This is a genomic window from Kitasatospora sp. NPDC054795, from assembly GCF_053611565.1.
On the sequence record NZ_JBSHAP010000073.1, the window covers coordinates 1 to 21092 of the forward strand.

General features: G+C 71.1%; 24 protein-coding genes and 3 pseudogenes. 12 read left to right on the top strand and 15 right to left on the bottom strand.

The window, feature by feature from the left end; all coding sequences use genetic code 11:
• The 4 genes from ACWGJO_RS24880 to ACWGJO_RS24895 form a co-directional block, all read right to left on the bottom strand.
• On the bottom strand, positions 1-371 hold a 371-nt coding region (locus ACWGJO_RS24880; RefSeq protein ID WP_452186972.1), incomplete at its 3' end, for a DEAD/DEAH box helicase.
• A 368-nt stretch (positions 372-739) separates the two neighbouring features.
• Complete coding sequence (locus tag ACWGJO_RS24885; protein WP_030918248.1) at positions 740-943, bottom strand: cold-shock protein; 204 nt, start codon at positions 941-943, stop codon at positions 740-742.
• Positions 944-1972: 1029 nt separating this feature from the next.
• Positions 1973-3445, bottom strand: coding sequence for a recombinase family protein (locus ACWGJO_RS24890; RefSeq protein ID WP_452186974.1), 1473 nt, complete (start codon positions 3443-3445; stop codon positions 1973-1975).
• Between the two features lie 661 nt (positions 3446-4106).
• On the bottom strand, positions 4107-4799 hold the full coding sequence (locus ACWGJO_RS24895) for an O-methyltransferase (protein ID WP_452186976.1): 693 nt from the start codon (positions 4797-4799) through the stop codon (positions 4107-4109).
• Positions 4800-4888: 89 nt separating this feature from the next.
• On the opposite strand from ACWGJO_RS24895, the gene ACWGJO_RS24900 reads away from it, so the two are divergent.
• Entirely contained in the window at positions 4889-5770 is an 882-nt protein-coding gene (locus ACWGJO_RS24900; RefSeq protein WP_452186978.1) for a winged helix-turn-helix transcriptional regulator, read from the top strand.
• A 101-nt stretch (positions 5771-5871) separates the two neighbouring features.
• Here the strand turns inward: ACWGJO_RS24900 and ACWGJO_RS24905 are convergent, their stop codons facing one another.
• On the bottom strand, positions 5872-6408 hold the full coding sequence (locus ACWGJO_RS24905) for a DUF3703 domain-containing protein (RefSeq protein ID WP_452186980.1): 537 nt from the start codon (positions 6406-6408) through the stop codon (positions 5872-5874).
• A gap of 52 nt (positions 6409-6460) precedes the next feature.
• On the opposite strand from ACWGJO_RS24905, the gene ACWGJO_RS24910 reads away from it, so the two are divergent.
• The gene (locus tag ACWGJO_RS24910; protein WP_452186982.1) at positions 6461-6625 is read left to right on the top strand and encodes a universal stress protein; all 165 of its coding nucleotides are present in this window, start codon (positions 6461-6463) and stop codon (positions 6623-6625) included.
• A 16-nt stretch (positions 6626-6641) separates the two neighbouring features.
• On the opposite strand, the gene ACWGJO_RS24915 is transcribed toward ACWGJO_RS24910, so the two are convergent.
• Positions 6642-6929: a hypothetical protein gene (locus ACWGJO_RS24915; RefSeq protein WP_452187060.1), complete on the bottom strand. Its 288-nt coding sequence runs from the start codon at positions 6927-6929 to the stop codon at positions 6642-6644.
• Here ACWGJO_RS24915 and ACWGJO_RS24920 point away from each other — a divergent pair.
• Both ACWGJO_RS24920 and ACWGJO_RS24925 read left to right on the top strand, forming a co-directional pair.
• A pseudogene (locus ACWGJO_RS24920) lies at positions 6918-7449 on the top strand (PP2C family protein-serine/threonine phosphatase). The gene ACWGJO_RS24915 and the pseudogene ACWGJO_RS24920 overlap by 12 nt on opposite strands.
• A 116-nt stretch (positions 7450-7565) precedes the next feature.
• Positions 7566-8561, top strand: a complete 996-nt coding sequence (locus tag ACWGJO_RS24925) for a universal stress protein (protein ID WP_452186984.1) — start codon at positions 7566-7568, stop codon at positions 8559-8561.
• 176 nt (positions 8562-8737) lie between these two features.
• Here ACWGJO_RS24925 and ACWGJO_RS24930 read toward each other — a convergent pair whose 3' ends face one another.
• Positions 8738-9049, bottom strand: coding sequence for a DUF4193 family protein (locus ACWGJO_RS24930; protein WP_452186986.1), 312 nt, complete (start codon positions 9047-9049; stop codon positions 8738-8740).
• Positions 9050-9696: 647 nt separating this feature from the next.
• Positions 9697-9900, bottom strand: a complete 204-nt coding sequence (locus tag ACWGJO_RS24935; RefSeq protein WP_209415952.1) for a cold-shock protein — start codon at positions 9898-9900, stop codon at positions 9697-9699.
• Between the two features lie 76 nt (positions 9901-9976).
• Here ACWGJO_RS24935 and ACWGJO_RS24940 point away from each other — a divergent pair, with 76 nt between their 5' ends.
• The 6 genes from ACWGJO_RS24940 to ACWGJO_RS24965 all read left to right on the top strand — a co-directional run bounded on the left by ACWGJO_RS24940 (position 9977) and on the right by ACWGJO_RS24965 (position 14547).
• A complete protein-coding gene (locus ACWGJO_RS24940; protein ID WP_452186988.1) occupies positions 9977-10255 on the top strand; it encodes a hypothetical protein in 279 nt (92 codons plus the stop codon).
• Positions 10239-10652 carry a hypothetical protein gene (locus ACWGJO_RS24945; protein ID WP_452186990.1) on the top strand — a complete coding sequence of 138 codons (414 nt, stop codon included), beginning with the start codon at positions 10239-10241 and terminating at the stop codon, positions 10650-10652. The genes ACWGJO_RS24940 and ACWGJO_RS24945 overlap by 17 nt, the downstream gene beginning before the upstream one ends.
• 116 nt (positions 10653-10768) lie before the next feature.
• On the top strand, positions 10769-10999 hold the full coding sequence (locus ACWGJO_RS24950; protein ID WP_452186992.1) for a hypothetical protein: 231 nt from the start codon (positions 10769-10771) through the stop codon (positions 10997-10999).
• A 102-nt stretch (positions 11000-11101) separates the two neighbouring features.
• On the top strand, positions 11102-12304 hold the full coding sequence (locus ACWGJO_RS24955; RefSeq protein WP_452186994.1) for a hypothetical protein: 1203 nt from the start codon (positions 11102-11104) through the stop codon (positions 12302-12304).
• A gap of 572 nt (positions 12305-12876) precedes the next feature.
• The gene (locus ACWGJO_RS24960) at positions 12877-13593 is read left to right on the top strand and encodes a hypothetical protein (protein ID WP_452186996.1); all 717 of its coding nucleotides are present in this window, start codon (positions 12877-12879) and stop codon (positions 13591-13593) included.
• 240 nt (positions 13594-13833) lie between these two features.
• Positions 13834-14547, top strand: coding sequence for a VIT1/CCC1 transporter family protein (locus tag ACWGJO_RS24965; protein ID WP_452186998.1), 714 nt, complete (start codon positions 13834-13836; stop codon positions 14545-14547).
• A gap of 353 nt (positions 14548-14900) precedes the next feature.
• Here the strand turns inward: ACWGJO_RS24965 and ACWGJO_RS24970 are convergent, their stop codons facing one another.
• The 5 genes and pseudogenes from ACWGJO_RS24970 to ACWGJO_RS24990 all read right to left on the bottom strand — a co-directional run.
• Positions 14901-15611 carry a helix-turn-helix domain-containing protein gene (locus ACWGJO_RS24970; protein WP_452187000.1) on the bottom strand — a complete coding sequence of 237 codons (711 nt, stop codon included), beginning with the start codon at positions 15609-15611 and terminating at the stop codon, positions 14901-14903.
• Positions 15612-15699: 88 nt separating this feature from the next.
• Entirely contained in the window at positions 15700-17061 is a 1362-nt protein-coding gene (locus tag ACWGJO_RS24975; protein ID WP_452187056.1) for a nicotinate phosphoribosyltransferase, read from the bottom strand.
• Positions 17039-17398, bottom strand: a complete 360-nt coding sequence (locus ACWGJO_RS24980) for a hypothetical protein (protein ID WP_452187058.1) — start codon at positions 17396-17398, stop codon at positions 17039-17041. Before ACWGJO_RS24980 ends, ACWGJO_RS24975 begins: the two co-directional genes overlap by 23 nt.
• Before the next feature lie 149 nt (positions 17399-17547).
• Positions 17548-17781 (bottom strand): annotated as a pseudogene (locus ACWGJO_RS24985) (ATP-dependent zinc metalloprotease FtsH); the annotation flags it as partial.
• Positions 17782-17809: 28 nt separating this feature from the next.
• Positions 17810-18121, bottom strand: a pseudogene (locus ACWGJO_RS24990) (AAA family ATPase); the annotation flags it as partial.
• 118 nt (positions 18122-18239) lie between these two features.
• On the opposite strand from ACWGJO_RS24990, the gene ACWGJO_RS24995 reads away from it, so the two are divergent.
• Together ACWGJO_RS24995 and ACWGJO_RS25000 are read left to right on the top strand one after the other, a co-directional pair.
• Positions 18240-18497 carry a hypothetical protein gene (locus ACWGJO_RS24995; RefSeq protein ID WP_452187002.1) on the top strand — a complete coding sequence of 86 codons (258 nt, stop codon included), beginning with the start codon at positions 18240-18242 and terminating at the stop codon, positions 18495-18497.
• Positions 18494-19498, top strand: a complete 1005-nt coding sequence (locus ACWGJO_RS25000) for a 1-phosphofructokinase family hexose kinase (RefSeq protein WP_452187006.1) — start codon at positions 18494-18496, stop codon at positions 19496-19498. Before ACWGJO_RS24995 ends, ACWGJO_RS25000 begins: the two co-directional genes overlap by 4 nt.
• Positions 19499-20004: 506 nt before the next feature.
• Here the strand turns inward: ACWGJO_RS25000 and ACWGJO_RS25005 are convergent.
• Positions 20005-20235, bottom strand: coding sequence for a hypothetical protein (locus ACWGJO_RS25005; RefSeq protein WP_452187008.1), 231 nt, complete (start codon positions 20233-20235; stop codon positions 20005-20007).
• Positions 20236-20264: 29 nt separating this feature from the next.
• A complete protein-coding gene (locus ACWGJO_RS25010) occupies positions 20265-21068 on the bottom strand; it encodes a ribosome hibernation promotion factor (RefSeq protein WP_452187010.1) in 804 nt (267 codons plus the stop codon).
• Positions 21069-21092: the final 24 nt, after the last annotated feature.

Sequence of the window (21092 nt, forward strand, 5' to 3'; positions counted from 1 at the left end):
AACGCGATGGTCTTGCCGGAGCCGGTGCGGCCTCGTCCGAGGACGTCACGGCCGGCCAGCGAGTTCGGCAGTGTCGCGGCCTGGATCGGGAACGGCTCGGTGACGCCCTGCCGGGTCAGCACCGACAACAGCGCCTTCGGCATGTCCAGCTCGTCGAACGACTCGACGGCCGGCAGCGCCGGGGTGGTGCTCACCGGCATCGCGAACTCGCCCTGCGGTGCGGAGCGCTGTCGCGCGTTCCGGCCGCCGGCAGGCCGGTCGCCGTAGAAGGAGTTGCCGCCGGAACGGGATCCGTAGGAGTTGCCGGAGCGGGCGGAGGCCGAGGAGCGGGAGTTGGTGTTGCGGTACGGGGAGCGACTGGAGCGGTTCATGGGAAACCTTCCTGGGGCGGCACGTCGCGAGGCGGCTCCGCAGCGCGGGGCCCGGCAGGAGATCGCGAGGAACGGGCCGAAAGTATGGAGAGGGCGGGGCGTGGACGGTGAAACCGTGCGGCACGTCACCTCAGGTCCGCGCTCACCGTGAAGGGCGGGAGCGGAGATCCTCGGACCGTGGTGTCACGGCAGGGCGCCGATCCGGACGCGGCGCAGGGCGTCTCGCGTGGGGGATGGCCGCCGGTGGCGGAGCCAGGGGGCCTGAACGGCCGGGGTGTGCGGTGTGGCGCAATGCCGAGGGGCCCGCACCGGGCATCATGTACGCGGTGCGGGCCCCTCGCTACCAGGCGGGTGCCGTGGCAAAAAAACTACAGCGGACGAATGTTCTCGGCCTGCGGGCCCTTCTGGCCCTGCGTGACGTCGAACTCGACCTTCTGGCCCTCGAGCAGCTCACGGAAGCCGTTGGCGTTGATGTTCGAGTAGTGGGCGAAGACGTCGGGGCCGCCACCCTCCTGCTCGATGAAGCCGAAGCCCTTTTCCGCGTTGAACCACTTCACAGTGCCATTAGCCATAAAAAATCTCCTTCAAGGGGCTGTCCGAAACCCGCACAGTGCGGGCTTCGAGTCGCCGCGATGAGCACCCACCCGGGGAAGAGCCGGGAAACAAAAATGCGCCTGCGAAACACCAGCAGGCGCACACAAAGTTCATGGGAACCACTACTGCAACTACAACGACTCTAACAGGCCCAGGCCCGCCACGGGCGGAATTCCACCCCCGCTTCTGCAGGCCCCCTTCCCCGGGGCCGCAGGGCGCGAGGCGACATGACCGCCAACGCACATGAAACACAGCCTAGTTGATCTAGCAGCTCCGCCCTCTCGGCGCCCGCGACCCACCCTGCTCGGATGGGTGTGTCGGCTAACGGGGATGAGCATGAGCACGCGCTCACCCGATGGAAGCACAAGAACAAGAGCAAGCTCAGCGGCCAGGACAACGAGAGGGCCAGGCGCCTCAGAGAGCTGCTGGCCGAGTACGGCGAGGTCTGGCCATAACAATCGAATGTCGAAGGCAGATCAACGCCGTTGGCTGCCTCTCCCTCCGCGACCGGCCCGACTTTCGTCGCATTGTCCGCCAGATCGCGGCCCTCAGCTCGGTTCAGATGCCATGGCGAAGCCTCGGCACTCAGCTCGGTGGGACGACCGTGCCTGATGGCGTCCGCGGCCACCCGGCGCGCGGCGTAGACCACGAAGCGGTTGACCGCTGTCCGGTTTCAGCGGCGATCATCGCCTCGCTCTCGGCAGCCGCCACATCGGACCCACCGGGCTTGAAGGCTCTGAGCACCATGCCACCGCCGGCGACATTCCCGTCTCGCCTCGGTGCGTCAGCGCCGTCTACGCGGGGCAACTCCCCGGATGAACTGCGCTCGTTACTGAAATACCCCCGCCATCCCCCGAGCCCAGTGGCCGCCAGCTCAGACATTGAGCTCACACTCGGGCAACTACAGCTGTATGCACCAATACCGTCCTCTTTTGAACGCGCAGCATCCGAACCGGCCTGGCGTTGTCAGCCAGCTTCGCGTCCACCGCAATCTCGGATGACCCAACCTACGCCGGACCTCCGACCGGCTCAGGCTGCCCTACTCGTGCTTGGAGTTCGGCGGGCAGGTACCAGCCCTCGATGGCGGGTGTCATGTAGAGGCGAACCTTGAGACCGAGGAGAAGCTGGCGGCGCCTCTCCTGGTCGGCCTGGACCCAGGCCTCGGCGAAGGTCTGGCCGGTCTCGACTTCCACCCAGATGGAGGGGCGTTGCGGGAGGGCGGCGAGGCGGCGGCGTTCGTCGACGAGGGTTTCGAGGGCTCCGGAGTACTCGTCGTCGCCGCCGGGGTAGTCGAACAGGTTGCGGCGTTTCTCCTCGCGCAGGTCGTGCATGGCCTGGGTGACGTGGTTGAGCTGTTCGGTGTGGTCCTCGCCGGGGATGAACCTGCGTACCGTCATCGGCAGGCCGGCCAGGCGTTCCACCAGGGCGGTGATCGCGGCGGCGACGCGCTCGCCCTTGATGGACTGGCCCTTGCAGGCCGGTTTGCCGGGGGTCTTCGCGCACCGGTAGTACTCGTAGTTCCTGCCGTTCTTGGCGAGGTTCACCTGCCGGTAGAACCGGTCCCCGCAGCGGTCGCAGTGCGGCACGCCCAGCCAGGGCGAGGCGCCGTTCGATCGTTCCTTCGTGACCGACCGCTCGTCCATCACCGCCTGAAGCACGGCCCACTCCCCCTCGGTGAACAGAGGCTTGGCCATCCGGATCGGCAGACCCTTCGCATCGCGGGCGATCTTGCGCGCCTTCACGGAGCGACCGGTCAGCTTCAAACCCATCGTCGCCGGCGAGCGCAGGATCTTCCCTACGCTGGTGGGGTTCCAGTGGTTCGACGGCGGCGTCTTGCGCTTGCTCGTGTAGGCGTCGCCCTGGTTCTTGTACGCGTGGGTCGCGGGGGTGTCGAAGCCGGCGGCTTCCAGGGCAGTGGCGATCATCCACTGGCTCTGCCCCTCCAGGACCAGCTTGCCAATGTACCGCACGACCTCGGAGGTCACCGGGTCCGGCTCCAGCGTCCGCCCACCACCGACACGGTCCACGATCCGGTACCCGTACGGCGGCTGCCCGCCGGCCCACCGGTCGGTCTTGCGCAGGTGTTTGTGCGCAGCCGTGACGCGGGCCTTGATCCGCTTGAGCTCCTTCTCCGCGAAGATCGACGCCAGCATCAGGAAGACCTTCGCCAACTCGTTCCCGAACGACGACTCCCTCCCCTGCCGGTAGTCCAGGGTGATGCCGTCGTCGGTGAAGACCAAGACCTTGTGGTTCTCCTCCGCCCAGTGCGCCACGTCGGCGCAGTCCTTGGCCGAGCGAAAGGCCCGGTCGACCTTCGCCCACACCATCGCGTCCCACTCGTTCTGGCGCTCGGTGAGCCACAGCCCCAGATCCGGACGCTTCCATGGAGTGATCTCCGCCGAGACATCCAGGTCCTCGAACGACCCGACGATCTCCCACTCCTTCGCCAGCGCGTGCCGCGTCGCCGACTCCGCCTGCACCAGATGCGAGACCTTGCCCCCGTCACCGCCGCGTTCGACCTGAACAACTGACCTGCAGGAACAGTTGGTTCAACAGAACCAAGAGAAAGCCCCCACGTACAGCACTCCACACACCAAGGCTACCCATCGGTAGCAAATACGCCAGCGGGCAAGGAAGTCCCGCGATACCCTCCGAGTGAATTTTCCAACCCCTTAACTCCCAGCTCGGTCGATGCTCAACCAGGTTCAAGTTCGTACATGGATGTCCGTAATCGCTCACAGGCGCTCACCATGCGCGACCCCAAGCTGGTCCCCAAATGGTCCCCAGGCCTCCGACCCGCCGGTCGATACCCCGCCCGTACGGACCACGTGCCGGGGCCGGGGCCGCTGCCTTCCCGATTGTGCCGACGGCGGCCCGACTCCCGCGCATCCTCACCACAGGCCGGGCACCAGGCGCTCGCGGCCGCGCGCGTAGACGCCGTATCGGCCCTCACCTCCCGCAGCACCTCCATGCCGCCGTGCGCGGTTCGCCGCCTCCGGCCGTCGGCGCAGCGCCTGGCGGGCCTCCACGGCGGACCAGAGCACCGCCCCGGCCGGCACGCACCGGAGCCGCCCCCGCGCGGGCCCCGGGCGCGGGCGGTGGCAACGCCGCCGCTCCAGGCCCGTCGCCATTTCGCCCATCTCACCCCATGACCAGCGCCACCAGGAACCCGTCGTATCCCTTCGAGCCGACCGTCTGAAGTGCCGTCGCCTGCAACCGGGGGTGTGCGCCGACCAGTTCGGTGAAGCGGCGGACACCGCGCACCCGGTCGTCGTCGCTGTCCGGGTCGGCCACGGCGCCGTCGCGGACCACGTTGTCGCCGATGATGAGGCTGCCGGGCCGGGTCAGACGCAGCGCCCACTCCAGGTACGTCGGGTTGGAGGGCTTGTCGGCGTCGATGAAGACCAGGTCGAACGGTTCCGTTTCACCCTGCTCCAGCTCCTCCGCCAGCACCGGCAGGCTGTCCACGGCACGCCCCTCGCGCACCTCGACCACGTCGCCCAGTCCGGCGCGGGCGATGCTCGCGGTGGCGGTCGCCGCGCAGACCGGGTCGGACTCCAGCGTCACCAGCCGGCCGCCCGCCGGGAGGGCGCGGGCCAGCCAGATGGTGCTGTAGCCGCCGAGGGTGCCGATCTCCAGCACCCGGCGGGCACCCCCGAGGCACGCCAGCAGGTGCAGCAGCTTGCCCTGGTTGGGGGCGACCTCGTGGGCGGGCAGTCCGGCCGCGACCGCGTCCCGGCGGGCGGCTGCGAGCAAGTCGTCCTCCTCCACCAGATGGCTGTTGAAGTACGCGTCGACCGCCGTCCACGTCGTCTGCGAAGCTCCCTGAGACATTGTGCGTTCCCTTTCGATACTTACTGCCTGACCAGCAGCGACACTACACTGTGAAGATCCGCTGCCGTCCACTAGCCCCCGGAGCCGCCGTGAGCCCCCGCCCGACCGGAACGCTCGACGACACCTGCGGCATCGCGCAGGCCGCGTCCGTCGTCGGCGACTGGTGGAGCCTGCTGGTCCTGCGGGAGATCGCCCGCGGCCACGTCCGCTTCGAGGCCCTCGCCCGCGAACTGGGCCTGTCCCGCAAGGTGCTCTCCGAACGGCTCACCGCGCTCACCGCCCACGGGGTCCTGGAGCGCCGCCCGTACCAGGACCGGCCGCCGCGCCACGAGTACGTCCTCACCGACCGCGGCCGCGGACTGCTGCCGGTGCTGGTCGCCCTCCAGGACTGGGCCGACCGCTGGATCCTCGGCGACGGCAGCCTCACCGGCCTGGCCGACGAGGAGGGCGCCGAGTCCCGGCGCGTACAGGCTCTCGTCGGCACCCGCATGCCGCCCGTCCCCGCCCTCCCCGGCACCGACGGAACCGCCCACGACCCGGCCGCCACCGGCCGGCCCACCGTCCTCTTCGCCTACCCGGGAACCGGCACCCCCGGCGCCGGAGCAGATGCGGACGCCGTCCCCGGCAACGCTGGCTGCACCCTGGAGAACCGGCTCTTCCGCGCCGCCTGGCCGCACTTCGAGTCCGCCGGCATCGCCCTGCACGGCGTCAGCACCCAACCCCCCGCCGTCCAGGCTGCGTTCGCCCGCGCCGAGGAACTTCCCTTCCCGCTCCTCTCCGACCAGCACCTCGCCCTCACGGCCGCCCTGCGACTGCCCGTCTTCCGCGCTGGCCAGAACCTCCGCCTCAAACGCCTGATCCTGGTCTGCGCCCCCACCAGGATCGTCCGCCACGCCCTCTTCCCGGTCACCGACATCCCTGCGGCGGTCGACTCTGCCCTCGACCTGGCCCGCGCCCTGACGGACGACTGACCTTCTTCCGAAACCAGTTGCGGCTCCCCGCGATCGTGTTCGGCGCCGCTGCGGGCGCGGGGACGCCGCGATCGGCCTGCCCGGCAAAAACCTCCGTGGCCTCACCCAGCTGTCGGAGGCGGCGCCGGCGGACCTACACCCGCCCTGCCAGTTCCGTCGGCTCGCTGGAGCCCAACACGGAGGACTGGCGCCGCGAGGAGGAGCGCGGCCAGCAGGCCGTTCTTCTCAACCGCGAGGACGTCTCTCCCGTGCAGACAGCCGCCGCCGACCAGCTTCTGGAGCAGGACCCGTTCGGCCCCGCCAAGCTGTTCTCCGCCGTCGGCCCCGCCGCGGCCGCCGTCGCCGCGTCGCACAGGCCGCGGCAGTCGTGGACGAGGCGTTCGCCCGACGGTCGCCATCTCGTCCGCGGAATCGGGCGCGGAAACGACCAGGCGTACCACTTGGCCGAGCATCTCCCACACGTCGCGGTCGCGGAGGGCGAGGCGGAACATCACGCCGTGGGTTCGGGTGTGGGGCCACGGGTAGAGCTGGGACAGGATGTGGGCCCGCTCCACGGCCCTCCATCGCCGCGCTGTGGGTCCTGGGGTCCGGGCTGCGGTCATCTCGGCGTCGAACGCTTCGAGCAGAGCGGGTGGCATGGGAGTACGGCGGGACACTGCGGACCTCCGGTGGTTCAGGATTTCTTGGGTTGTGGAGGCGGCAGACGGTGCCCAGCTGCTGGTGGTGGGCAACCGCGGGTACGGAGGATTCACCGAAGCGCTCCTCGGCTCGGTCAGCCAGCACTGCGTCCACCACGCGCGCTGCCCGGTCGTCGTCGTGCGTGCCCCCGAGCCCGAACCACGGCCGGAACCGTGACCGGCGAGGCGATCGACTACCGGGCGGTGTTCCGTGCCCTGCCTGGCATGGTCGCCCTGCTCACCCCGGACCTGGTGTACGCCGACTCAACGAGCGCCTGCGCGAGTCCCACGCCCGCCATCGCGAAGTCGCACTCGCACTCCAGGAGGCCATGCTGCCCGCGCCCAGACCGCTCCGGCGCCACCACGCCGCGGTCCGCTACCGACCCGCCATAGGCGCGCTCAACGTCTGCGGCGACTGGTACGACCTCGTCGAACTGCCGGACGACCGCGTCGCGGTCGCCGTCGGCGACGTGGTCGGCCACGGCCCGGCCGCCGCCAGCGTGATGGGCCAGCTCCGCAGCGCCCAGCGCCACCTCCCGGGTCGCCACCGGCCCCGCCCAGGCCCTGGAGGTGCTCGGGCTGTACGCCCGTTCCGTCGAGGGCGCCGAATGCACCACAGCCGCGACCGCCTTCATCGACTCCGGTACCCGCACCATCACCTACAGCAGCGCCGGCCATCCCCCACCCGCCCTGCTGCACGGCGACGGCACCGTCGGATTCCTCGACCGAGCCACCGACCCGCCGCTCGGCGCCCGCCCCGAACACCAGCCGCGGCCCGAGGCAGTCACCCGGTTCACCCAAGGCGACACACTCGCCCTCTGCACCGACGGCCTGGTCGAACGCCGCCGCGAGGACATCGACGCCGGCCTGGACCGCCTCGCACGGGCGCTCGCGGGACACCGCTCCGACGCCCCTGACGCCCTCGCCGACGCCGTCCTCACCGAACTGCTCCCACCCGGCGGCGCCACCGACGACACCGCGCTCGTCGTCATCCGGCTCTGAAAGGCCGACCGCTTGGCCGACGGGAATCATCCGGCGCCCCCGATCAGGGTCGACCGGCACCGGGTTCGAGGGCCCGGGTCGAGCAAGACCGACAACGGCCCACCGTCCGAAGCCTCATGGAGGACACCGTGAATGGCCTGATCACCGTCGGGTACGACGGATCGCCCGAAAGCATCGCGGCCGCGCAGTGGGCCGCGCGTGAGGCCGAACTCCGCGGTATGCGCCTGGAGCTGCTCCTGGCCTGGCCGTGGACCGCCGATCACCTGCTCGGCACCCCGGACTCCGTGGCCGGGAGCCGAAAGCGGCTCGCCCGACAGGAGGCCGAACTGCGCGCCCGGCTGTCGGCCGTCGAAGTGACCGCCGTCCACCGGTCCGGCACCGCCCGGGACGCGCTCGTCTCGGCGGGTGAGCACTCCTCGATGCTGGTGCTGGGCTCCCGCGGGCTGGCCGCGCTCCAGGGTTTCCTCGTCGGCTCGGTCAGCCGGCACGTCCTCGGGCGGGCCCGCTGCCCGATCGTCCTCGTCCGCGCCGCGCAGGAGACGCAGCGGTCCGCCGGCGAGGTCGTCCTCGGGCTGGACCTCGACCACCGGTGCGACGAGGTGCTCCACTTCGCGTTCGAGTCCGCCGCCCTGCGCGCGGTGCCGCTGCGGGTGGTCCATGCCTGGCAGCCGCCGGTGGGCAGTGACCTGGTCCCGGCGGTGACCGCGAGCGTCGGCAGAGTGGTGGCGACCGAGTCGATGGAGCGCTTCACCGGCGTGCTCGATCCCTGGCGGGAGAGGTACCCCGACGTCGAGGTGGTTGCCTCCCTGCTGCGCGGCAGCACCGCCGCGACGCTCGTCGAGGCCGCGGGCCGGCCGGACTCCTGGTCGTCGGCCGCCGCAGCCGCGCCGGGATGCTCGGCGCGCACCTGGGCCCGGTCGCGCAGGCGGCGCTCCACCACGTCCACAGCCCACTCGCAGTGGTCCCCTACGGCTGGCGCCTTCCGTCGAGCGCCGCTCGCCTTCGCCTCCGCTCGGTGCGGCCCGCTCCTCGCGGCCGAGCCGGCCGGGCGGCGTTGCCCGCTTCCGTCCCGAGGCAGGTCCGACTCGCCTGTCTCTACGGGGCGTGGATGACCGTCCACCTGTGGCGCCCCGTCCCTGTGGTCGTCGTCACCGCCTGCCTCCCCCGGCCGGACTCGCGCTCCCGCCGGCACTCGGCAGTGGCGGGTCGTGTGTCCGGTCTCGTCGGCCGTCCTGACTGCGGTACTCGTCACAACTGGCGCTGTCCGCCTGGGGCGCGGCGACTGCTCTCAGGGGGCGCAGTCGCGGCGGATCAGCCTGCCCTGGTCGTCCGTATGGGCGAGTTGGCTGCGGTGGTGGACCGTGAAGCAGGTCGCGCAGACGAACTCGTCCGGCTGCTCCGGCAGGACGTTGGTGGTCAGTTCCTCCGCGGAGAGATCGGCTCCGGGGAGTTCCACGGTCTCGTCCTCTTCGGTCTCGTCCGGACCTGCCGCGCCGGGCCGCCGCTCCTCGCGGCGGGACTTCAGTTCTTCGAGGCTTTCCTCGGTGTCGTCCTCGGTGTCGTCCTCGGTGCGCCGCGGGGCGTCGTAGTCCGTGGCCACGGTGAGTGCTCCTTGCGTGGGTCGCCACCTGGTAGGGCCCGGTTCGGCAGGCTGCTCAAGCGGACGGGGCGCAGGCGGAGCCGTCGTCCGTCGTGTCGGCGGTCGTCGATGCGGTGCCTCGGTCGGGGGTGTCAGCGGGAGGGCTGCTCCCGGCGAGGTCGGTGACCGTGGTGTCACAGACCGGGCAGGCGTGTCGGTGCCGGCGCGGCGGCCGCCAGGGGCCACCGGGCGCGGCGGGGTGCTGTGAGTCGGGTTGCATGCCGCGGGTCGACAGCCCGCAGAGGGTGGGTTCCGCCGGGGTGGGCGTGCGGGCGGCGGCGTGGACCCGGAGTACTGGTGCGTTCGGCGTGGCGGGCAGTCCCTCCGCCGTGAGGAACCGTACGTTCGCCGGTCTGTCCAGCTCCAGCAGTGCGATGAGATCCATGCCCCCACCGTGGCCCGGACCCGCGCTGTGTGCATCCGGCCGTCGGCGCGCGGGTGCAGTCGGTGACGACCAGCGCCATCTTTGGAGCGAGCAGCGACAGCACGACCTGGCCCACGCCCTTCTCGGGGGGCTTTGCGCATCGACAGGTGCGGCTCGTGTGCTGGTGGAGACGCAGAGGCGCCCCACACGGGTACGTGCGGGGCGCCCGCTCATGTGCCGGCGGTCAGGCGGGGCGGATGTGCTCTGCCTGCGGGCCCTTCTGGCCCTGCACGACGTCGAAGGTCACCTTCTGGCCCTCCTGGAGTTCACGGAAGCCCTGGGCGTCGATGTTCGAGAAGTGGGCGAACACGTCGGGGCCGCCACCGTCCTGCTCGATGAAGCCGAAGCCCTTCTCGGCGTTGAACCATTTCACCGTGCCGGTAGCCATGCGCTTCTCCTTCGTGGGAACCGGTCGGATCCCGCTGGTGCGGGCCCGGAGATGATCGCCCTGGTCCGGAGAAGCCTTGAACAGCAAGAACGCCCACGGCATGTACCGCGGGCGAGAACTTCGGAACCACGACTGCTTGATCAAAACGTTACACCGCGGGGAACCCGGCAGCCAGGGAGCCGAACCGGACACGAACCGTCGTGGCTGTGCCGCCCGTACGCGCTTCGGTCAGGGCATGACCGACGGCCGCGAACACGAGCGGGACTCCCCTGCCGAACGGATGCGAGAGGCCTCGCACTGGCAGACCCTGGGGGAAGAGTCGACCTCGGAGGAGAGCGATGAGCAGTACCAGTGACTCACGGGAACCGAGCGCCATGGTGCACATGTCGATCTCCGGGGCGCCACCCGTGGCGAACGTGGTCGCCGACACGGTGGGACAGGCGTTCAGGCTGATCGTCGTCCCTGGTCCTGGCACGGCAGGGGACTATGTCTCACCCGCCGATCAGGTGGTCCGCACCCGCTGGCAGGTGGACACGTCGGCGCCGATCGAAGAAGGCGCAGCACGGCCGGCTGCCCTCGCGGATACTGGTGCCGGACCGGTGAAAGTGGAGCTCAGCGGTCGCGCCGATGCCGTGATCAAGATCGATGCGCTGATCCGCGCCCGTTTCCGCGCCGGACCGCCGACGGGGATTTCGCAGGCGTTCGAAGTGTGGCCGGGGAGTCCGCCCCACGCCACAGGCCAGCCAGGCTGACAGACGGCAACGACCGGGCTCCGAAGACCTGCCAGGGTGTTCCGGATGAGTGAGGCCAGGGGGTGGCTGCGGCGTGGTGGAGAGGATGCGCGGGACGGGCCGCATAGAGCTCTGACATGACGACATTTCCGCTGCGCCGATGTCCCGCCGTCCTCGCCATGGCCGCCGCCGTGCTCCTGACCGCACCGACCGCGATGGCAGCCACCCCGCCGGCCCCCTCCCCGGACGCCTCGTCCTCCACGGCGACCCAGGACCGGGGCCACGGACGCCCCTCGCCTCCGGCCGACACCGGCCGACAGGTCGAGCGGTTCAAGCACCAACTGGACAGAGCCGGCTACGTCTCGTAGTCCGGGACCGAGGCCGTCTTCGACCTGAACCGCAGGTACTGCGAAGGCGTCCTCTTCAGCGGTATGTGGCCCAATCCGCAGTCGCCCTACATCGTCACCAACATGCCCGAGGTGCCGGGCCAGGCGCCCAACACCAATCCGCCCGTGACGTGGCGCCTGCGGCAGGACGAGGCCGTCGTCCTGATCGGTACGACGCCGCCGCCTGAGGAGTACTTCTCCTTCGACCTCACCAACGTGAAGGGTTCCCTGCACACCGGCCCGGTCGTGTGGACCTCCGTCGGCGACCCGATCAACAACAAGACCGTGAAGACGACCGGCGGGTCCCCCTACAACCGGCCCTTCGCCGTGGTGATCACCGGCAACGGCCGCACCCGGGACGAAGTGAACCACATGCTGGAAGCCTCCGGCCTCGGCGGCGAGATCAACGACATGACCATCCCCCCGGCCATGTACAAGCTCGGCCTCGACGCGGACGCCGACCAGTTCCTCGTCGGGACGCGCACCAGCGTGCCCGAGCACGGCTACGAGAAGGCGCTCGACGACTACCGCGCCAACCCCCCGATCCAGGTCCTGCGGGTGAGACCGCAGAGCACCTCGGGCGACGAGACGAAGCCGGTGTACGGACCCGACCCGCTGCCCGTCCCGGACCTGCGCGTCTCCGGGACCGGAGCCACCGAACTCGACCTCAACCCGGCCCTGCAGACCCTGCGCCAGCGGATCATCGACGCCCACCCGGGTTTCGACGCGCACGACGAGGTCGTCGAGCGCGGCTTCGAGGAGTCGAACCCCGGACTGCAGGACAACCTGCTCACCGATCCCCCGACCACGGGGGTGGACGGTCTCTCCAATGACGCCGACGACCCCCTGACCCGCAACTTCTCGCTGCCGGACGGCTCCTTCGCGGTCGCCTACGGCGCGAACCACGTGGTCACCGGACAGGCGAGCTACTCCAGCGTCACGTTCAACGCCGACGCCCACGCGGCCGTCGCCCTGGCCGCCCAGAACAACATCGACCTCCAGGGCACAGCGAATGACTACATCCCCGACCAGGCGGACGCCGCCAAGCTCTACGCCTGGTCCTTCACCCGCGCCGGGGACAGCGGCCCCTCCGGACCGCACGTCACCACCCTCCCGCCCGTCAGCACCGACTTCTGCGCGCAGTACGGGGCCGAGCGGCCCGTCGACCTGAGCACGATCCGCGTCGGGGCCCGTGCCTACATGCAGCCCGACACCCTCACCCGCCCGGCACTCTCCTCACTGCTCCTGGACCGCGTGCTCGTTTTCACCCCCAAGTCCAAGGACTGACGGAACGTCGTTCCGACGACCGGATGTGAGCCGCCCGGGCCGGCCGACCCGGTCGGCCGTACTTGCCCTCGCCGCGCCGCCGACCCTCGTCGTTCGTGACGGCGGGACAGGCGGACGGGTGCGGGACGGCGGCAGGAACCGCCGTCCTGCCCGGCGCGCGTCGGGTACCGGCCCGCTGCGTGCGGTGCCGGTGCCCGGCGCAGTCGTCCATCCGCGCAATGTGGCGTGAACCGCCGGTCGGAATGCGGCCTCGGCCGTCGCGGCGTCGAAGGCCCCAGCCAGTTCAAGAGCAGCCCGGCAACGGCTACTGCGCCGAACTCCTCGACCCGATCGGCGACCGCCCGACCATCGTCCTCACCGGCCCGGCAGCGGCGCCGTCAACTCGGGTCCGGCCCCGCGGTGCCATGGAACACCGCGTACGCACGGTGCCCGCTCCGCGCGCACCCCCGCGCGTCGCACCTCCGTCCGCCGTGCACCTGAACCGGTTCTTAGGAGGTGATCCGGCACACTCCTCCCCATAAGTGGCCTACCGACAGCCGGGGTGCACGGTATTCGTTTCGAAGGGCGGATGGGTGTCCGGAAACATCAGAGTGGACACCTCCGGCATACCGACGGCGGAGTCCGGTCCGGAGGGCAACAGGCGGCTGACCGCGCTGGCCGGCACGGTCCTCCTGCTGCTGCTCGCCGCGCAGGGCGTGACGATCCTGTTCCTCGACACGATGCTCACTTGGCACTTCGTCATCGGTCTGGCGCTGATCGGGCCGGTCGCGCTCAAAGTGGCGGTCACCGGGTACCGCTTCGCCCGCTACGACGCGCGGTCCGCGGCCTACCGCCGCCAGGGGCCGCCGGCGACCCTGCTGCGGCTGCTCGGCCCGCTGCTCGTCGCCCTCACCGTCGCGGTGCTGGCCACCGGCTGCGCGCTGGCGCTGGGCGGGCGGGACGCGGGCGGGCTTCCGATGCTCTTCCTGCACAAGGCGAGCTTCGTCTGCTGGGTGGCGGCCATGGGCGTGCACGTGCTGGCCCACGTCTGGCGGCTGCCTCGCCTCGTTGGCGCTGAGCTGTCGCGCCGCCGGCCGGCCCGACACGGGGCAGGCGTGGTTCGGGGGCGCGGGTGGCGCGGGTCGCTGCTGCTGCTTTCCGTGTTCGTCGGTACGGTACTGGCGTTCTCCGGACCGGCCCTGGCGTCCCACTGGACGGGAGAGAACCTCCAGCACGCCCTCCGGGTACCGAAGGAGCACCACCGCGCGGTCGGCCCGGCCGTCGCCGACATCCCCGCGCCGCGGCGCTGAGCCCCCTTCCGGCCGGCCGCGCCTCGGTCGGCCTCGGGGCTACCCCGTCCAGCACGCCACGACCGTCCCGCCCGAGCTCCAAGCCCACGCCCGCCGCGCCGTCCGCGCCTGCCCCCGCCTCGCCCTGCACACCGACGTACAGTGAGCGACCACTCCGATCCGAAACGGCCGCCCCGAAGCGACAGCCGACCGACTCCACACGAAACTGATCTCGAATGCCGGACAGGAGTACTTGACCCGATGACCTTCTTCGACATGCTCAATCCCCACCGGGAGAGCCACGCGGCCGGCCGTGCCGGGTGGCTGCGGGCCGCCGTCCTCGGCGCCAACGACGGCTTGGTCTCCATCGCCAGTCTGATGGTGGGCCTGGCCGCTGGCGGCGTGAGCACCTCCACGGTCGTCACCGGCGGCCTGGCCGGTCTGTCCGCCGGTGCCATGTCGATGGCCGCGGGCGAGTACGTTTCCGTCAGCTCCCAGGTCGACGTCGAGACCGCCGACCGCGCCAAGGAGTCCCGCGAACTCGCCGAAGCCCCGGAAGCCGAACTCGACGAACTCACCGGCATCTATGAGAGCCGGGGCGTCCCGAGCGACCTCGCCCGGCAGGTCGCCGAAGCCCTGCACGAGGCCGACCCGCTCCAGGCCCACCTGCGCGACGAACTCGGCCACAGCGAGCACACCGCAGCCAGGCCGTTTCAGGCCGCCCTCGCCTCCGCCGGAAGCTTCCTGATCGGCGGCTTGGTGCCCTTCCTCGGCCTCCTCGCCGGATCCCCCACGGGCCGCCTGTGGCTCATCGTCGCCGTCACCCTCTGCGGCCTCGCCCTGGCCGGAGTCCTCGCCGCCCGAGCCGCCGGCACCACCGTCCTGCGCCCGGCGCTGCGCGTCGTCATCGGCGGCGGCCTCGCCATGGCCATCACCGCAGCCGTCGGCGAGATCGCGCAGGTTTCCGGAGTATGAGCAGACCGGCTCACACGGCTCCGAACGGCCTCGCCTGCCCATATCGACGGCGCGCCCTCGACCCTTCCGGTCGGTCCCAGGGCCGGGTGGCCCGCGACGTGGGCTGAAGGCCCCTGGCCGCGACGAGTGGCAGGGCCGAGGCTGGAAATCGTAGCTGCGGTCCGTGAGATTGCACCAGAGGATGGTAGAGCGTCGTGAGTGATCCGGTGATCCGGTGATCCGGTGATCGTGGGGGTCGACGGTTCCGCCTCCAGCCTCGATGCGGTCGCTGTCGCGGCCTGTGAGGCCCAGCTGCGCGGGGCACCGCTTCACGTGTCGCCCGTTTCGCGGCAGGCACGTCCGCCTGCCGCCAGTCATGGTCCGGAAGACTGTGCCGGCGCGTCGGCGATGCGAATCCGCCGGCCCGTGATCGCGGACGGCCTGATCCGCACCCACACATCCCGCTCTCCCCCCGCCCATGGGGCGGGACGCCCGCGCCGGGACAGGTGCTCGATCACCTCCGGGTCGTCCAGCAGCGTCGCGGTGCCCTTGACCAGCACACTCCATCCGCTTCGCAGTGCCTCGTCGATGTGGTCGACCTCGAAGGCGACTTGGCCGCCGACGCCGGCGGCCGGCGTGCTCTCAGCCGCGGTGCGGTAGACAACCGTGGCGTCGAGGACCCGGAAGTTGACCGGGAGGACGACCGGGCCTTCCTCGGTCGACACGGCCAGCCTGCCGATGCCGCCCGACCCAAGCCGGGCCCAACATTCCCAGGCCGGGAGCTCATCAAGCACCGGGTGCGCCGCTGCGACGGCACCGCCGGGCGGTATGTCCACTCCTCCGCCCAGCAACTCCCAGGCCGAGGTACCGAGTACCCCGGCCAGCCGCGTGAGCGGAACAATGTCCGGCGGACCGGCCGACGACTCCACGTACTCCACGTACCCGACCGCCATGCCGGCCCGCTCGGCCACCTCCGCGCGGCTGAGCCCGAGGCGCTGCCGACACTCGGCCACGCGCCGCCCGATGTCTCCAGGCTGTGCCGGTCGGGGCTCGGCCGAGCCCTCTCCCGTGTTTTCCGTTGACACGTCTCCACTCCTCTCGTCGGCGCATCCGGGGCCCCCGACTCACGGACTCCTGCCGCGATGAGCCGACACCGTCTGCCGACTTCGCGAGTCAGCCCGTGCGCGTCCGCGGGTCCGCTGCTCCGACGGCTCGCAGCCGGTCCTCGATCCGGCCCCGTACCTCCTCCGTGAGCTTGCGCAGGCGCTCGGAGGTCGCGGCTCGCGGGGCGGCCGGCTCGACGAGGCGGCGGGCCGCGGCGGGGAGCTCTGCAAGGTCGGCCTCGAAGGCCGCGCGAGCCTGGGCGAGTGAACGTGGCGGGACGGTACGCCGTCCGTCCGCCATGACCCGCTCCAGCAGCGGGCGGGTCCCGTGTGGTACGGGCTCGTCGCGCAATCCGATCGTGTCGGCGAAACCCGGGCCGCGTAAGACCTGCTTGGCGCCGGGTGCGGTCACCTTGGCTGCGGACAGCTTCATCATCGGCCGCCCGTCGTACGTGACCAGCTTGTACGCGGCGTCCAGGTAGGGCGCGTCCGCCGAGACCCCGACGAGCGTGCCCACGGCGAACAGGTCGATCGGCGCTCCGGACCGTACAAGCGCGTCGATGGCGTACTCGTCGAGTCCCCCGCTTGCGGTGATCCGCACCCGCGGCAGCCCCGAAGCGTCGAGGATCCCCCGGGCCGAGACGGCGAGAGCACCGAGGTCACCGCTGTCGAGGCGGATCGCGCACCCGTCGTGCAGTCCCAGCTCCCGCAAGGCGCGGGCCGCGACGGCGACCCCGGCCTCGGTGTCGTAGGTGTCCACCAGGAACGTCACCGGACCCGGATGGACGCGGGCGAAGGCCCGGAACGCCTCCGCCTCGTCGCCGAACGCCTCGATGTACGAATGCGCCATCGTGCCGACCGCGCGCAGCCCGTAGGTGTGCGCGGCCGCCACATTGCTGGTACCCGCGAAGCCGACCATTGCGCCCAGCCGGGCGGCCTGCTCGCCGGCCTGCAGCCCGTGAGTGCGCCTCAGCGAGAAGTCCACCACCGGACGGCCTCCCGATGCCAGCACGCAGCGCGCGGCCTTGGACGCCACGGCCGTCTGGTGGCACACCTGGTTGAGCAGGAACGACTCCACGATCTGCGCTTCCGGCAGCGGCGCGGTCACCTCCAGCAGCGGCTCGCCGGCCAGGACGATCCGCCCCTCCGGCACCGCCCACACCTCCCCGCCGAAACCGAGCCCGAGCAGCGACTCCAGGTCCCGGTACGGGCGGCCCAGCGTTGCTGCGAAGGCCTTCACGTCCTCCTGGTCGACCCGCACCCGGGCAAGGTGGTCCAGGACCGGTTCCAGGCCCGCGGCGACCAGGAACCCGCGCCCGGGCGGCAGCTTCCGCACGAACAGGCTGAACGTCGCGGGAGCAGTCATGCCCTCCGCCAGGTACGAGTGCGCCATCGTCACCTCGTACAGGTCAGTAATCCGGGCCTCTGACACACGGCACCTCCGGCGGAGCACCCACACCACCAGGCTCCCACCATCCACCGGGCACGGCAGGGCGCAGCTGCAAGGCCCTCGGCGAGGAGGCACGCCAAGCGGTTGGCGCCGGCCTCGGTAGCCAGCGGCGCCGGTACGGCTCATTCGGAACCCGGGAATGTTCCGCTGGTTTACGGAGCGGCGTGGGCGGCGGCTCCGCGCCGAGGATGGCGAGCACGACCTTCCCGTCCACCGTCTCCTGCGCCATCGGCGGCCCGGCGAGTTCGTCGAGGTGCCTGCGGTGGGCAGGCAGGAGATCGATCGCCCGCTTCTCGGCCTGTCGGAGCAGTCGCGCCACCTCTTCGTCAACCGTCCGCTGGGTCTGCTCGGAGTAGGGGCGGCGCAGCCGGTCTTCGAGGTTCTCGCCGAGGTACTGGGGGGGGTTCCGGCCGCGCAATAGACGGGTCCCGGGGTGGTGGAAGGGCCGAACTCGCGGACCATGCGGGTGGCGACGACGGTGGCGTTGGCGAGGTCGTTGGCGGCACCCCTGGAGCCCCCGCCGAAGACAACCGGTTCGGCGGCCCGGCCGCCGAGTTGGACGGGCAGCAGGTCCTGCAGGTAGCCCTGGCTGCAGAGATGCCGCTCGGCCTCGGGGAGTTGTTCGGTGGCGCCAAGAGCCATGCCGGCGGGCAGGATGGTGACCTCGGCAACCGGGTCCGCGTGCTCGCACAGCGCGGCCACCAGGGCGTGGCCGGACGCCGACCCCGGCGAACATCTCGACGAACGCGGAGCCGGTCACGGAGAGGAACGGCACTTCGGCCTCCCCGGCGACCGCGCGGGCCAGCAGCGTCTTGCCGGTACCCGGTGGGCCGATCATGATCGCCCCGCGCGGCCCCTCGGCACCGGCGGCCGCGTACCGCTCGGGGCTGCGCAGGAAGTCGACGGCCTCGCTGACCTCCTGTTTCACGCCCTGGTAGCCGGCGACGTCGGCGAAGCGGGTGTTCGGCCGCTCCGCCTCGGTGATCTTCGCGCGGGACCGTCCGACCGCGCTCAGGCCGCCGCTCATCGCCCTGGTCGCCATCCGCCCGGACCAGAGGAAGAGTCCCACGATGGCGATCAGCGGCAGGAAGACGGCTCGGATGCGCGAACCTCAGCCCCGTCACAGGCTGGAAGTACACCGATGTCGAGGAGAGTTTGCCATGAACCCGGACGGCTTCCACGAGGCCACGGTCAAGTTCACCGGCCAGGGAGTTATCACCGCGACCAGCGAAGTGATCGACGACGCGTGGAACCCGCTCCACGTGCAACTGGACGGCACCTGGGTCCATCTCGTCAAGGACAACACCGCGCCGGCCGCGGCGAGCGACGCCGAGTACGACGACGCGTGCACCGGCGCCGAGCAGACCGGACGCCAGGCGGTAGCTGCGGTGACAACGACCGCCGGGCCACTGGGATGAGCGCCGCCGAGGCGCCGGGCCGGCCCGCAGCGGAAAGCAGCGAAAAGAGTCCGCCACCGGTCCTCACTCTCACGATGAACCCCACGGTCGACATCTGCTGCGACATCGACCACCTGGTGGCCATCGGGAAGACCCGAGCCCGGGTCAGGTACGTGGCCGCCGGCGGAGGAGGGATCAACGTCGCCCGCGGCGTGGCGCGGTTCGGAGGACGGGCGATCGCCGTCCACACGGCCGGCCAGGAGATCGGCCGGCGCCTGAACCGTCTACTGGACGAGGAAGGCATCGACCACCTCGCCCTCGGGATCACGGGTGAAACCCGCGAAGCGTTCGTGCTGTTCGAGACCGAGTCACGCCGCAGCTACCACATCGTGCCGAGCGGCCCACGACTCGACGACGAGGAGGCACGGCGCTGCCTGGACCTGCTGGAACGGGCAGCGGGCGCCCACCGGTACGTCGTGGCCAGTGGCAGCCTGCCCGGCGGCCTGCGCGACGACTTCTACACGGCCGTCGCCCGCCGGGTCAGGAGAGCCGGCTCCAGACTGCTGCTGGACACCTCGGGACCGGCCCTGCGCGAGTCGCTGCACGAAGCCGTCTACCTGCGCAGATGCAACCGCAGCGAGGCCTCCTATCTCGTCGGCCGGGCTGTGCGCACCTTCGACGACGCCCGCGCTGTCAACGAACAGCTGCTCGCCGCCGGCGCAGCCGAGGTCGCCATCACCACCCTGGGGGAACTCGGCGCGCTGTGCTCCACCGCTCAGGGGCGCATGGAGCTGCACGCACCGCCACTGCCCGGAGAGCCCCTGAGCGACGCCGGGGCCGGGGACGGCATGATCGCCGCGATCGTCACCCGGTTGGCCGAGGGCGACGACCCGGTCGGCGCCTGCGCGCTCGGGGTCGCCGCGGCTGCCGCATCGATGCTCACCCCCGGCACCGAACCGTGCGACCGGGAGGTGGCCGAGTCGCTCTGTCCCGCGGTGCGGATCAACCGGCTTGCAGGCTGAGGACCCGCTCACCGGGACCCGTCCCGCCGCCCGGTACGCCACCTGGCAGGCACCGACGCGTCCGTCCGGACTCCCGCGGACGGCCCGAACCGGCGATCCCGCCCCCACGCCACGAGCCCCCAGGTTCCTCAACTCCGTCTGGCTGGTGGCGATCTGCTTCGACGCCATGCCGACCCACAGCCGCTGGTGCAGGTCGAACGGGCCGTTGATCGGGACGGCCTCGGCCTGGCCCCGGCGCAGCGCGGCGACCGTGTCCGCGAGCCCGTCGGCCACGCCGCTGCCGCGGGCACGGCAGGCCGGGAACCGCTCCACGCAGGCGTGGTCCCGGACGGACAACCGGCCGCGGAAGAGGTAATCGAGTTCCTCCTCCAACAGTGCGCGCTCGGGTTCGGCGTCCGGACCGCCGTTGCTGTCGATTCCGACGAGTCGCGGGCGCAGGCGCCCGTGGACGGCGAAGACCGTCTGGCGCGCGTACAGCGGGCCGGGAAAGGCCGGTTCCCCGGAACCTAGAGTCCCTGGGAGAGCAGGAGTTCGTGGGCGAGGCGGGCGGCACGGGCCGGGTGTTCGGGGTCGGGTTCCTGGTCGGGGATCTCCTCCATACCCTGAATGAGGGCGCGGATCGCCTGCCCGAGGGCCTGGACTTGGGCCTCCAGCATCTCCACGCGCTCGACAGCGCTCTCGACGTCGCGGCCGGAAGGGTGGAGGCCGGTGGTAGGGGATTGCGGTGACTGTGCCATGGCGGGCTCCTGTCGGTGCGTGGATGGAGCTATTCGGCAGGTGTGATCAGGCCGTAGTGGCCGTCGTAACGGTGGTAGAGGACGTTGCCCCGGCCGGTGGACTCGTCCGCGTAGAACACGAACGGCTGGTCGTAGGTGTCGATGCGCCGTCGTGCGACCGCGGGGTCCATCCGGGGTGCGGGGGTGGGGCTGACGGTCAGCGGGACGGCGACGGGCCCGAGTTGTTCGGGCTGGGGGTGGAGCTGGGCGAGCCGGTAGCCGACGGGTGCGGTGCGGTAGAGGACGCTGTCCTGAGCGGTGTTGATCTCGGTGAACAGGTGGAAGCCGTAGTCCATGGTGTCCATCTCGAAGGCGGCTTCGTCGACGCTCTCGCGGGCCAGGGAGTAGGACTTGTGCCGGACGATCTCGCGTTGCTCCGACGGGCGGGGGAAGTGGTCGGGGCGGTGGGTGGGTTCGGCGCCGTGCCTCCACTCGTGCTGGCCGGGCTTCGGCTCGCTGCCGCGCTTGGCTTCCCGGTGCCGGCGCAGCCTGGCCAGTTGGAGGGCGAGGCGGTCGCGCAGCAGGTCGATCGCCTCGGACATGGTCTCGGCGGCGACGTGGGCCCGGGCGGGGCAGCCGTTGACGTCCAGGTTGGCCTGGGCGATGAAGGGGCGCTCGGTGGCGGGGTTGTGCATGTGGGTGAGCCGGATGCGGACGGACAGGACGGGCTCTCGGACTGCGTCGATCAGGGTGAGGACCTTGTTGCGGGCGAGTTCGGCGGCGTCGGGCGGGAGGTCGCCCTGGGTTTCGAGTTCGACCTGCGGTGTCTGGCTGGCCACTGGTTCGGTTGTCATCGGATTTCCTCCGTTCATGGCTGC